10 protein-coding genes are annotated in these 13,143 nt (G+C 67.4%); all 10 read right to left on the reverse strand.

The features are described from left to right. Positions 1-121 precede the first annotated feature (121 nt). Positions 122-1,627, reverse strand: coding sequence for a nucleoside triphosphate pyrophosphohydrolase (gene mazG, locus ACOQPD_RS13420; protein ID WP_420612463.1), 1,506 nt, complete (start codon positions 1,625-1,627; stop codon positions 122-124). Next, the gene (locus ACOQPD_RS13425; RefSeq protein ID WP_420612464.1) at positions 1,582-2,529 is read right to left on the reverse strand and encodes a foldase protein PrsA; all 948 of its coding nucleotides are present in this window, start codon (positions 2,527-2,529) and stop codon (positions 1,582-1,584) included. The genes mazG and ACOQPD_RS13425 overlap by 46 nt, the downstream gene beginning before the upstream one ends. 122 nt (positions 2,530-2,651) lie before the next feature. Then, complete coding sequence (gene mfd, locus ACOQPD_RS13430) at positions 2,652-6,038, reverse strand: transcription-repair coupling factor (RefSeq protein WP_420612465.1); 3,387 nt, start codon at positions 6,036-6,038, stop codon at positions 2,652-2,654. A 78-nt stretch (positions 6,039-6,116) separates the two neighbouring features. Further along, entirely contained in the window at positions 6,117-7,088 is a 972-nt protein-coding gene (locus tag ACOQPD_RS13435; protein WP_420612466.1) for an NAD-dependent epimerase/dehydratase family protein, read from the reverse strand. After that, entirely contained in the window at positions 7,085-7,672 is a 588-nt protein-coding gene (gene pgsA, locus ACOQPD_RS13440; protein ID WP_420612467.1) for a CDP-diacylglycerol--glycerol-3-phosphate 3-phosphatidyltransferase, read from the reverse strand. The genes ACOQPD_RS13435 and pgsA overlap by 4 nt, the downstream gene beginning before the upstream one ends. Positions 7,673-7,694: 22 nt before the next feature. Further along, a complete protein-coding gene (gene glpK / locus ACOQPD_RS13445; RefSeq protein ID WP_420612468.1) occupies positions 7,695-9,191 on the reverse strand; it encodes a glycerol kinase GlpK in 1,497 nt (498 codons plus the stop codon). Between the two features lie 57 nt (positions 9,192-9,248). Beyond that, the gene (pth, locus tag ACOQPD_RS13450) at positions 9,249-9,821 is read right to left on the reverse strand and encodes an aminoacyl-tRNA hydrolase (RefSeq protein WP_420612469.1); all 573 of its coding nucleotides are present in this window, start codon (positions 9,819-9,821) and stop codon (positions 9,249-9,251) included. A gap of 29 nt (positions 9,822-9,850) precedes the next feature. After that, positions 9,851-10,501 carry a 50S ribosomal protein L25 gene (locus ACOQPD_RS13455; protein ID WP_420612470.1) on the reverse strand — a complete coding sequence of 217 codons (651 nt, stop codon included), beginning with the start codon at positions 10,499-10,501 and terminating at the stop codon, positions 9,851-9,853. Positions 10,502-10,662: 161 nt separating this feature from the next. After that, positions 10,663-11,673, reverse strand: a complete 1,011-nt coding sequence (locus tag ACOQPD_RS13460; protein ID WP_420612471.1) for an adenosine deaminase — start codon at positions 11,671-11,673, stop codon at positions 10,663-10,665. A gap of 81 nt (positions 11,674-11,754) precedes the next feature. Beyond that, on the reverse strand, positions 11,755-13,080 hold the full coding sequence (locus tag ACOQPD_RS13465) for an NCS2 family permease (protein WP_420612472.1): 1,326 nt from the start codon (positions 13,078-13,080) through the stop codon (positions 11,755-11,757). Between the last annotated feature and the right edge of the window lie 63 nt (positions 13,081-13,143).

Here is a 13,143-nt window from a genome sequence, read left to right on the forward strand (position 1 = left end):
CGATGACAAGAAGAACCTATAGCCATCAATCTTCTCAGATGGTTACAGCCGGTTCATGTCGAACAAGGGCCATACCATACGAACATATGTACGGTTACCACTCGATCCAGGCACCCGATGGCTAGGCGCGTTCCTCCCGCTTGGCTTGTTCCCATAGGGCGTCCAGGCGGTCGATGTCGGCGGCTGCGAGGTCGTCGAGTTCTTCCATGCGGCGGAAACGGCTCTCGAACCGGTTGACGGCCTTGCGCAGGGCGAGTTCGGGCGCCACGCCGAGGTGGCGGGCCAGGTTGGCCACCGCGAACAGCACGTCACCCAGCTCGTGGTCCGCATGCGCAGGGTCGGCTTCCTCGCCCTGGTCGATCACCTCGACCAGCTCTTCGATCTCCTCCTCCACATCGGCCACCACCGAGCGGGCGTCCGGCCAGTCGAATCCCACCCGGGCGCCTCTTTTCTGGAGCTTCACAGCCCGGTCCAGTCCGGGGAGAGCGCCCGGCACGCCGTCCATGAGCGATTCCCGGTGCTTCTCGCCCGCTTTGATCTCCACCCAGTTAGCGATCACCTCCTCGGTGTCCCGGACCTCCAGGGTGCCGAACACATGGGGATGGCGGCGCACCAGCTTTCGCCGGAGGGTCTCGGCCACGTCTTCGATGTCGAACGCTCCCGTCTCCGAGGCCAGGTTGGAGTGGAATATCACCTGCAGGAGGACATCGCCCAGCTCATCCTCCACATCGTGGTAGGCCACGTAGTCGGTCTCATCCCCGCCAGGGGCTCCGGGAGGGAGCCCGGCGATCGCCTCCAGCAGCTCGAAGGTCTCCTCCATCGCGTACGGAGTGAGAGAGTCGTGGGTCTGGCGCTGATCCCAAGGACACTCCTTCCTCAGCCGCCGCATCGCCCGGACGGCCCCGACCAGGCCGGTTTCGGGAGGATCGAGGAACAGGCTGGTACGCGAACCTGCCGCATCGGCGGGTACCTCCCCGATCGGATAGGTACGGATCAGGGCCGCCTCGGTGCCGAGGTCGGTCAGCACGGTCACCGGGGTGCCTTCGGGGAGGGTGCGCCCGAGCCTGCCCAGCGCATCGTCGAGCACCGGTCCGGTGTCGACCTGGAACACCACCGTGGGCAGGTGGAGCATCAGGGGATCCGGCAGGTCCCGGCCGTCCAGCACCGTGAAACCACGGTCGGTGGGGTCCAGGTCGAGGGCGGCGAACACCTCGTCGAGGAACGAGGGGGCGTGTCTCACCTCGACCGGCCTGCCCGTGGCACGGCACCGCTTCCTCAACTCGGTCACGGTACGTTCCCCGTAGAGGGGGCTGCCGGGCGTCGCGTAGATGACGGGGCCCGCATCGGCCACCGTCAGGACCCGCGACACGATGGCTTCGTACACCTCGTCGAACGTCTCTCCGGCGTCATAGAGGTCGTCACAGGTGGTCACCTGCCTGCTCCGCGCCAGCTGGGCGGCGGCGGGGTGCTGCCCGGTACGGAGGATCACATGGTGATCGGGATCGAGCAACGCCTCCCGGACCTCGGCAGGCGTACCGGAGAGATCTCCGGGCCCGAGGCCGGCGATGATCAGGACTTCGCTCAGGATTCCGGCGGGATGATGTTGGGGCTCGGCTCGGTGCTCCATGTCCCGTACTCGGGCTCCACGGTGACCTCCGCCTCGACCAGGACGAGGGTCAGCCAATCCACCCACTGCCGGTTACCTTCCGATAACCGCAGATCCTCGGCCAACCCGTCCCGGACATCCTCGAATGCGGGAACGATCCGTTCGTTCACCAGGATCACGTGCCAACCGAAGGTGGTCTGGACCGGTCCGAATGGTACGCCCACCTCCGCTTCGAGCGTCGCGGCGGCGAACTCCTCCACGTAGGTGGCGGGGGAGGAGCACCCCAGATCGCCCCCGTTGGGGCCGCTCGGGCCGGTTGACAGCTCCATCGCCAGTGCCGCGAAGTCTTCCCCGGCCGCGGCGCGGTCATAGACGGCGACGCCCTCCTCCTCGGTCTCGACGAGGATGTGGGCGGCGCAGACCTGGCTGAGCTCGTTGAGGGACCCCTCGTAGATCGCCATCAGTTCCTCCTCGTCCGGCGGGCCGGCGCCGGCAAGGAGTTCGGCCGTCACCTGGTCCGCGGTGACTTCCTGGGCTGCGATGAGGCGGAGAGAGGTCTCGGTCAGGCCGTAGGTCTCGTAAATCTGCTCGGGAGTCAGGCCGGTCTGCATGAGCAGTTCCCCGAGCTTGGCGTCGATCAGCTGCACGGTCCTGACCACGCCGAACTGTTCCTCGGCCTCCGCTGACATCACCCGGTCGGCCACCACCAGCATCAGCGAGTTGGCGAAGCGGGTGACGTCGACCGTGTCGCCTGTGTCCGGGATCAAGGCGGTCACCTCGTCGAAGGTGATGGGTTCGCCGTCCACCGTGGCCACTTCGTCGGTGCTCCCGCACGCAACGAGAAGAGCCACTGCCAACGACGCGAGCGCGAGGAGGACCGGACGGACCCGGCTTTTCCGGCGTTCGGTGATGGGGCTATGCAACCTTGTCTCCTTCCTGCGGGCGCTATCCGGTGCCGGCGCCCATGGAGTTCGGGTAGCGATGGTAGCCCTGATGCCAGGAAGGCTACGTACGGCGGCCGACCGGGCCCACATCATCGCAGTGCCTAGGGCTCGGGGACCTCACCGCCATCGGCGGGCGGGGGCCACATTCTGGCCAGAAAGGCCAGCAGGAATGGGACCGCGTCCACGTACCCGGGTACGGGTAGGAAGAGCTTCCCCTCGGTGGCGTTCAGGATGGCCTCCGGCGCCAGGCGCTCGAGGCGGATCTCCTGCGATTGGCTGAGACGAATCGGCCCCAGGCGGATCTCCTTGCGGAACTGGACGATCTGGTCGATCTCCACCCTGATGGCCTCTACCCGCAGCCGGGCCATGTCGAGCAGGCGCTCCGCCTCATCGGGAAGAGGGCCGTAGCGGTCCCGCCATTCCAGCGCCACATCGGCCACACCCGCCTGGGAGACGGCCATCGCCAGGGTGCGGTATGCCTCGAGCCGGGCCTGCTGGTCGGATACGTAGTCGTCCGGCAGGTGAGCGTCCACCGGCAGATCGATCCGGACTTCCTTGATGGTCTCGCGGGCGGGTTCGGTGCCCATCCGCTCGGCGACCGCCTCGGAGACCAGTTCCACGTACATGTCGAAGCCCACCGCCGCGATATGCCCCGACTGAACCTCTCCGAGGATCGAGCCTGCTCCCCGGATCTCCAGGTCCCGCAATGCGAGCTGGAGCCCGGATCCGAGGTCGCTGGCCTCGCCCACCGCTTCCAGGCGGCGGTAGGCGGTCTCGGACAGCGTGGTCTCGGGGTGGAACAGGTAGGCGTAGGCGCGCCGTCCCGACCGTCCCACCCGGCCTCGAAGCTGGTGGAGTTGGGCGAGGCCCAGTTGGTCGGCTCGCTCCACGATCAGGGTGTTGACCTGGGGCAGGTCGAGCCCCGACTCGATGATGGTGGTGGCGACCAGCACGTCATAGCGGTGATCCCAGAAGTCGAGCATCATCTGTTCGAGGATCCCCTCGTTCATCCGGCCGTGGGCCACCCCGTAGCGGGCATCCGGCACCAGCTCCCGGAGCCGGGCCACGGCGTGTTCGATCGAGCGAACCCGGTTGTGGACGTAGAAGACCTGCCCGTCGCGGAGCATCTCCCGGCGGATGGCCGCTGACACCACCCTCGCGTCGTAGGGGCCCACGAAGGTGAGGATCGGATGCCGATCCTCGGGTGGGGTGCGGATGTGGCTCACCTCCCTGATCCCGGTGAGGGCCATCTCCAAGGTGCGGGGAATTGGCGTGGCGGTCAGCGTGACCACGTCCACGGCTGTCTTCATGGCTCTGATGCGGTCCTTGGCCTTGACGCCGAAGCGATGCTCCTCGTCCACGACCAGCAGGCCCAGCTTGCGGAACCTCACCCGGTCGGACAGCAATCCGTGAGTTCCGATCACGATGTCCACCTGGCCGCTCTCGAGGCCGTTGATCACCCTGCGTGCCTGGGCCGGGGTGAGGAAGCGGCTCAGCATCTCGACCCGGAGGGGGTAGGCGGCGAAGCGCTCCGAGAAGGTCTGGAAATGCTGCTGGACGAGGAGGGTCGTGGGACATAGCATGGCCACCTGGTATCCGTCCGCAACCGTCTTGAAGGCAGCTCGCAGCGCTACCTCGGTCTTGCCGAAGCCCACATCGCCGAAGATGAGACGGTCCATGGGGAGCGGTGACTCCATGTCCCGCTTCACGTCCTCGATCGCGGCCAGCTGGTCGGCGGTCTCCTCGAAGGGGAAGGCGGCCTCTATCTCGCGCTGCCAAGGGGTGTCGGCGGCGAAGGCGTGGCCCTGGGCTACTGCCCGGGCGCGGTGGACCGCCACCACATGCTCGGCCAGGACCGAGGCTTCACGGCGCACCTTGTTCCGGGTGGCCGCCCAATCGCGACCTCCCATCCGGCTGAGACGGGGGGATTCACCCCCTGTGTATTTTTGAACAGCGGTCAGCTGGTCGGTGGGCACGTACAGACGGTCATCCTTGGCATAGACGATCAGGAGGTAGTCCCGTTCCACCCCGGCGATGGTGCGGCTGATCAGCCCGTCGAAGCGTCCGATTCCGTGGTGGCGATGGACCACGTAGTCGCCTGACTCCAGGTCTTCGTATCCGGAGGTCGTCCGGCGGCGGGTGACGGGGCGGCGGTGGGCTCGGCGGCGACCCAGTATCTCCCGCTCGCCGAGCACGACCAGCTTCAGGGAGGGAAGCACGACTCCGGTGTGGATACCCTCGGCGAGGATTCCGGAACGGACCGGCTTCGTCACTCCTTCGATCACCGGCAGGTCCAGGCCGTTCTCCCTCAGAACCTCCGCCACCCGGTTGGCAGCCGGGGCGCCGTCCATGGCCAGGACCACATCCGTACCCGCGATCCGCAGACGCTGCAGCGCGGACGTGACCGACTCTCGATCACCGGGCTGCCCCTCCCAGGGTCCCACCGTGATGCCGCGGTCAGCGGGGGAAGCCGCCAGCGGAGGGCATTCCAGCACGCTTCCGGGGAGGGCGCTGTCGAGATCGAGGAACAGCGCCGGCCGGTCGGCGTCTATCGGGAAGCTCTCTCCCCAGGTCCCGGCGAGCACCTCGGCCAGGTCCTGTTCCTCCTCGGCCAGGTCCGTGGCCCGTGCCCTGGTCCGGACCGGGTCGAGAAGGACGGTGGTGGCCGACGGCGGGATCTCATCCAGGAAGCAGCGGGGCGGGGCCAACCACGGGAGCCAGGACTCCATCCCGGCGAACCGGATCCCCTGCGCGAACCGATCCCAGATCGAGGCCGCCCAGGGGAGGCGGTGGTAGAGGTCCCGGGCTGCCTCCCGGACCTCTGCGTCCGGCCGTAGCTCGCGGGCCGGATAGGCCCGAAGCTCATCCGCCGAATCGGTGGAGCGCTGGGACCCGACCGAGAACACCCGGATATCGTCGACCTCGTCGCCCCAGAAGTCGAGGCGGACGGGAAGTTCGGCCTGCGCCGGGAAGACGTCGAGGATGCCGCCGCGCACGGCGAACTCCCCCCTCGCCTCGACCCGATCAGTGCGGGTGTAGCCGTAGGCGTCGAGGCGGTCGACCAGATTCTCGAACGCTACCGCGGTCCCCGAGCTCACCACCACCGGTTCGGTGGAGCACCCGCTGACCCGCTGGATGACGGACCGCACCGAAGCGACCACCACCAGGCCACGAGGACCGGCGTCCAGGCGGTCACGGACCTCCGACCGCAAGGCCATGGTGGACAGGTTGGGGGAGACGTGCTCGAAGGGCAGGGTCTCCCAGGACGGGAACAGGAGGACGTCGTCCGTGAACAGCCGGAGATCGGAGGCGAGGGTCTCGGCCTCGGGATCGGACGGGACCACCACCACGACCGGCCCCCGGGCCGATCGGGCCAGACCGCCGACGGTGATTGCCCGGGCTGCCACCGGCACCACCAGCCGGTCGGGAGGACGGGGTAGGCGGTCGCGGCGCCAGCGATCCAGGAAAGGGGCGAGGGGTGCGCGCACGACCGACCATCGTACCCGGCTCGCCGATGAGTGGTCAGTGGTCAATGGAAACTACCAACTACCAACTACGAACTGAGTTCAGGCGTCGGTGAGGCCGGCCTTCCGGAACGAGTCGAGTGCTCCGGCGAAGGTCTCGCGGGCGGATCGATACTCCAATCCCAGCTCCCGGACGGCCCGCGAACCGTCGTACCTGGCGCCGTGGCGCATCAGATGCACGGTTTCCCGGCAGATGGGAACAGATCGAACCTGCCGCCCGATGAGGTCGGCCACCGGGCCCAGCGGAGCGAGCAGGGGCCTGGGCAGGAACCTGATCGGGTAGTTGCGACCGGTCAGTTCGCAGAGCAGGTCACGCAACTGGCGGAGGGTGATGGTGAATCCGCTCAACACGTAGCGGCGGCCGGCGACCCCGTACTGCTCGGCGGCGATATGGCCCCGGGCGCAATCCTCGGTATCGACGATCGAGATAGGGGTGTCCACCAGGTATCGGAAACGACCGTTCACCGCTTGGAGCAGCAGGTCGCCGGTGCCGGTTGTCCGGCCGGCGCCCTGGACGGAGGCGGGGTTCACCACCACCACCTCCATGTCTCCTGCCTCGGCGAGCGCCACCAACTCTCCCTGGTGCTTGGATCGCGCATAGTGGCTGGTGTAGCGACCGGTGTGTTGGGTGGACTCGTTCCCCACCGTTCCCGGCCTCTCTCCCAGGGCCACCACCGAAGACGTGTGGATCAGGCGCCGGACCCCGGCCCGGCGGGCAGCCGTGACCACGTTGCGGGTTCCCTCGACGTTGATGCGGTACAGGGCAGCCGGATCAGCAGGGCAGAAGGACACCAGCCCGGCGATGTCGTACACCACTTCGCACCCCGACATGGCCCGGTCCAGGGAATCGGGGTCTTCGATATCGCCGGTGGACGGTACGGCGCCCAGGCCCGCCAGAACGGATGCCGCCTTCTCCGAGCGTGCCAGGCCCCGTACCTCCCGTCCCGCTGCCACCAGCCGCCGGATTACCGGCTGTCCCACCACGCCGGTGCCGCCGGTGACCAGTACGGTCACGGATCCGTGGTTCGGCCGGCCTGGCGGACCGCTTGCCAGAACTTGACGGCATAGTCCCAGCCCGACAACATCGTCACCGCGCCGGCCAACCACATCCAGTACTCGTCGAAGTAGAGCGGTCCCCACGGGTCCGGGAACCGCATCATTGCGAAGCCGAGCGCGAAGAACTGGACGGCGGCCTTGGTCTTGCCGGCCACCGAAGCCGGAACCAGGGTCCCGTCGATGGCGACCACGCTCCGGATCGCCATCACCACGAATTCGCGGGTCATGATGATGACCGTGACCCATACCGATGCCCGGTCCACCGAGACAAGGGCGATCAGCACGCCGCTCACCAGGATCTTGTCGGCGGTGGTGTCCAGGAAGGCGCCGAATGTGGAGCTGATGCCCTGGCGCCGGGCGATGTAGCCGTCCAAGAAGTCGCTGAGACCGGCGCAGATGACCAGCACAGTCGCGATGCCGAAGAGGTACCGGCCGGCTGTGTGCTCGGTGGCCAGCACGAGGCCGATGATGGCCGGAACGCACATGACCCGGAAGAGCGCCAGCAGGTCAGGGATCGAAATAGGACTACCTCCCCGCGGCAACCCTACACCGCGCGCCGGACTCCTAGGAGACCCAGTCCAGCGAACGTTCCAAGGCCTTGTGCCACCCGGCGTACAGCATCTCCCGTTCCGCGGCCGTCATGCCGGGCGACCACCGGTTCGCTTCCCGCCATCGGGCGCGCAGATCGTCGAGATCACGCCAGAACCCCTCGGCCAGGCCGGCCCCGTAGGCGGCGCCGAGGGCGGTGGTCTCGTCCGTTCCGGTCCGCACCACCGGAACGTCGAGGATGTCGGCCTGGAACTGCATCAGCAGGCTGTTCGCCACCATGCCGCCGTCGACCCGGAGTTCCCTGAGCGTCACGCCCGAGTCGGTCTGCATCGCCTCCAGCACCTCCCGCGTCTGGTACGCCACCGCCTCCAGGGCGGCGCGGGCTATGTGGGACCGGGTGGAGTAGCGGGTCAGGCCGGTGATCACCCCCCGGGCGTCCGAGCGCCAGTGCGGCGCGAACAGGCCCGAGAAGGCGGGTACGAAGTACACGTCACCGTTGTCCTCCACCGAGGCGGCCAGGGTCTCTATCTCGCCGGCGGTCGAGATCACGCCGAGGTTGTCGCGCAGCCACTGCACCACCGCTCCGGCGATGGCGACGGAGCCCTCCAGCGCGTAGACGGGTGCTTCGCCGGCGATCTGGTACCCCATCGTGGTGAGCAGGCCGTGGGTCGAGGGGACCATCTCGCCGCCGGTGTTCATCAGCAGGAAACAGCCGGTCCCGTAGGTGTTCTTGGCCTCGCCCGGGAGAAAGCAGGTCTGTCCGAACAGGGCGGCGTGCTGGTCGCCGAGGATGGCCGAGATGGGAACCCCTTCAAGGACCCCGGTGCCACGCCCCACCCTTCCGACGGAAGGAACGATCTCGGCCATCATGGAGCGGGGGATCCTCATGGCGGCGAGCAGTTCGTCGCTCCAGGCCAGGGTGTCGAGGTCCATCAGCATGGTGCGGGAGGCGTTGGAGACGTCGGTGACATGCCGGCCGCCCCCGGTACCGCCGGTGAGGTTCCAGAGCAGCCAGGAGTCGACGGTCCCCATCACGGCCAGCCCGGCGGCGGCCTGCTCCGCCAGCCCTTCCACGTGATCGAGCAGCCAGGCGGTCTTGGGACCGCTGAAGTAGGGGGCCAGCGGGAGGCCTGTCACCGGCCGGAAGCGATCCATGCCGTGACCATCCTCCAGTTCACGGCAGAGCCGGGACGTCCTGGTGTCCTGCCAGACGATGGCGTTGGCCAGGGGCGCGCCCGTGGAGCGGTCCCAGACCACCGTGGTCTCACGCTGGTTGGTGATCCCCACCGCCACCAGATCCCGGGCGGTCAGGCCTGCCTGCGAGAGGGCCCGGGTGACGACGCTCTCCACCGAGGCGAGGATCACTGCCGGGTCGTGCTCCACCCAGCCGGGCCGGGGGTAGATCTGCTCGAACTCCTCCTGCGCCGATGCCACTACCGCCCCGTCGTGATCGACGACCATGAAGCGGGTGCTAGTGGTTCCCTGGTCGATTGCCCCGATCAGGCGCGGCATGTGACTACCTCCTTGCCCCGGTGAGAACGGTGGGGATCGCCGGTACGAGCATCCGGGTCAAGGCCGCCTGCCGCCGGCGAGTTCCATGGCTCTTTCGGGGTCGGTCATGAATCTCTCCACCACATCGGCGGCGTCGTCCACCAGGTGGTCGACCTCCTCCCGTTCTGCCGCCGAGAACCGGCTCAGAACGTAGTCGGCCGGATCCATCCGGCCGGGCGGGCGCCCGATGCCGAGCTTGAGGCGCCAGAAATCGGTGGTTCCGAGCGATCCGGCTATCGAACGCACCCCGTTGTGGCCGCCGTGGCCATGGCCTGATCGGAGCCTGAGCCGGCCGAAGGGCAGATCGATGTCGTCATGGATTACCAGCAGATCCTCCGGCGCCACCTTGTAGTAGCCGATCAGCCCCCGGACCGGTGGACCTGAGACGTTCATGGAGACGGTCGGGACGGCCAGCAGCGCAGGATCGGGGCCGATGCGGACCTGGGCCACCCGGCACCGGACCCGGCGCGGTCCCCGCCCCAGGCGGGTCCCCGAGCGCTTCACCAGGGCGGCGATCACCTCGGCCCCGGCATTGTGGCGCGTGCCCCGGTAGGCGGGTTCGGGGTTGTGGAGCCCCACGATCGCCGGCATGCTGGCCCTCTCGGTTGGGACCTTGTAGGTCAGGCGTCCTGTTCTGGTTCGGTCTCTGCCCCGTCGCCGTCGCCGACCAGCGCGAGAACCTCGTCCTCCTCGACTTCTTCCTCGGCGAGGGCGATGGCCGGCAGGCTGACCACCAGGATCGGTTGGTCCGGGTCGTCGAGGTACTCGACCCCGCTCGGAGCGGGAAGGTCCGACAAGCGAAGGGTGTCGCCGACTCCCAGCCCGGAGATGTCCGCCTGGATCGACTCCGGGATGGCGGTCACCAGCGCCCGCACGGTCACCGTGTTGGCGATCGTCTCGAGGATGCCGCCTCCTTCCCGGATCGCGGCCGGATCTCCGACCAACTCGATGGCCACCACCGCTTCGACCTCATCAGTGAGGGATATCTTGAGGAAGTCCAGGTGGATGATGTCTCCCCGTGTGGGATGGCGCTGGAGTTGGCGGGCCAGGGAGGTGTGGGTCTCCTCCCCGATCTGGAGGTTGATCACCGCGTTGAGACCGGCATCCGTGGTCAATGCCGAGCGGAGGTCGCGGGCGCTCACCGCGATCGAGAGGGACTCCGAACCCTGGCCGTAGAGCGTGGCGGGCACCATGCCGCGACGCCGCAACCTTCGGGACCTTCTCGTACCGGTTTGGCGGCCGGTCTCGGCGCGCAGGATGACGTTCGACATGGCAACTCCTCAGAAACACGGATGGGGGCGGGCGACCGCCGGACCGGGCCTGCCATGAATCAAGCGCCCCGGAGGGCGCGGCAGGCCGGTTAAGGATAGCGGAGGTGGTCTGTCTGTGGAACGGCCTAGCTGTTTCGCAGACAGACCACGCTCGCCCGTCATCAAGGGCTCGCCGGATGTGACCGGACGTAGGCGCTGATCTCATCCTGGAGGGCCGCTTTACGGTCCTCCGGCAGGAAGGAGGCCTCGACCGAGTTCCTCGCCAGCCGGACCATGTCCGCCCGGGTCAAGTCGAGGGCTTCGGCGATCGCGAGGTAGTTATCGCCCACGTAGCCGCCGAAGTAGGCCGGGTCGTCCGAGTTCACTGTCACCAGCACCCCCGCGTCCATGAACCGTTTGAGGGGGTGCAGTCCGAGGTCGGGAAACACCTGGAGCCGCTGGTTCGATAGGGGGCACATGGTCAGGGGCACCCGCTCGCGTGCGAGCCGCTCCACCAGCTCCGGATCGTCCCAGGCCCTGACCCCGTGGTCGATGCGCCGAGCGCCGAGGACGTCGAGGGCCGAGCGGATGTATCCGGCCGGTCCCTCCTCGCCGGCGTGGGCGACCGGGGTGAGCCCGGCCTCGACCGCCATGCGGTAGGGCTCGGCGAACAGTTCCGGCGGGTTGCCCATCTCGCCCGAGTCGAGGCCCACGCCCTGGACGTGCTCGAGGTGCGGCCGGGCCGCCTTCAGAGTCTCGACGGCGGCCTCGGCGGGCAGGTGCCGTAGGAAGCACAGGATCAGCGTGGAGGTGATGTCGGGTGCGGCCTCTTCCCGGGCCCTTACGAAGCCCCGGATCACCGTGCCGATGTCAACGCCCCGTTCGGTATGGGTCTGGGGGTCGAAGAAGACTTCGGCGTGGCGTACCCCGTCGTCCGCCGCCCGGGCCAGGTAGGCGGACATCAGATCGGCGAAGTCGTCCTCCGTCCGGAGCACCGCGGCGGCCCGGTAGTAGATGTCGAGGAAGGACTGCAGGTCGGCGAACGCGTAAGCGGCCTCGACCTCCTCGATCGAGCCGTACGGCAACTCCACCCCGTTGCGTCGGGCCAGGTCGAACATCATCCGCGCCTCGAGGGTGCCTTCGATATGGATGTGCAGCTCCGACTTCGGCAGGCCCCGCACGAACCTCTCCATATCCTTCACTCCCCTCCCACCATATGAGGAGAGGGCGCCGGACGGCGCCCTCTCCGTAGTCGTTGGATGGTCGATCATCGATTAGAGGTAAGCGCTGATCCAGTCTTGGAGGAAGTAGACCAGGCATGCCGCTGAGACGATCCACATCAGGACGTGGACCTGGGCGGCCTTGCCCTTCACGATCTTGATCAGGGTATGCGTCAGGAACCCTGCCGCGATGCCCACCGTGATCGAATAGGTCAACGGCATCAGGATCACCGCCAGCAACGCCGGTAGTCCCTCTTCCAGATCGGTGAAGTCGATCTTCTTCAAGAGCCCCACCATCAGGAACCCGATCAGGATCAGAACCGGAGCCGTGGCCTGGCTGGGTACCAGCAGTGCCAGGGGCGACAGGATGATGGCGATCAGGAACAGCACGCCGGTAACCACCGACGTCAGGCCGGTCCTTCCTCCCTCGGCCACGCCTGCCGAACTCTCGATGTAGCTGGTGTTGGAGCTCACCCCGCACAGTCCACCGAGGGCTGCGCCCAGTGAGTCCACCAGGAGCAGCTCGCGGAGCTTGGGAATCCGACCTTCCTTGTCGGTCAGCCCGGCTTGCTCGGAGACGGCGGTGGCCGTCCCCATCGTGTCGAAGAAGTCGGTCAGCATGAAGGTGAAGATCGTGAGAATGGCCGCTAGTGCGCCCATTTCAGCGAACACGTTCCCCATGTCGACGGCGCCGATGGTCGAGAAGCTGACGCTGGCCGAAAGGCTGTCGGGCAGGTCGATCACGTCCAGGATCAACGCCACGATGGTGGTGAGGATGATCGTGATGATCATCGCGCCCTTCACCTTACGGGCCATCAGCACCAAGGCGATCAGCACCCCGACCAGGGTGGTACCCGCGGCATACGAGTTCGGGAACACGAACTCCACGATGGCGCCACCGCTCCGCACCAGGCCCCCGTTGACCAGGCCGATGAAGAGGATGAACAGGCCGATGCCCACCCCGATGGAATACTTCAGGCTGTCGGGGATCGCCTCCATCACCGCCTCCCGCAGGCCGAGCACGACCAGGATGGTGACAAGGATGCCCTCCCACAGGATCACGCCCATAGCGCCTTCCGCGGTGAGCCCGTCCGTCAGTACCAAGCCGAACGCTACAGCCGCGTTGATTCCCAACCCGGCCGCCAGAGCGATCGGATGGTTGGCGATCACCCCCATGGCGATGGATAGCACCCCCGCCACCAGGGCCGTCCCGGCGGCGACCGCGACCGGATCAAGGCCGGTGGCGCCGAGGATGTCGGCGTTGACGAACAGGATGTAGGCCATTACCAGGAAAGTGGTGACTCCTGCACGGACCTCAGTGCTTACTGATGATCCGCGTTCGGAGACCTTGAAGTAACTGTCAAGTCCCGTTTGGGCCATTGCTCCTCCCTTCAGAGTCAGGTGGGGGCTCCACCTGACATCGTTTCCAGGTTAGTGCAAGCA

The sequence above is a fragment of the Candidatus Spongiisocius sp. genome, assembly GCF_965221825.1.
Classification (GTDB): domain Bacteria; phylum Actinomycetota; class Acidimicrobiia; order Spongiisociales; family Spongiisociaceae; genus Spongiisocius.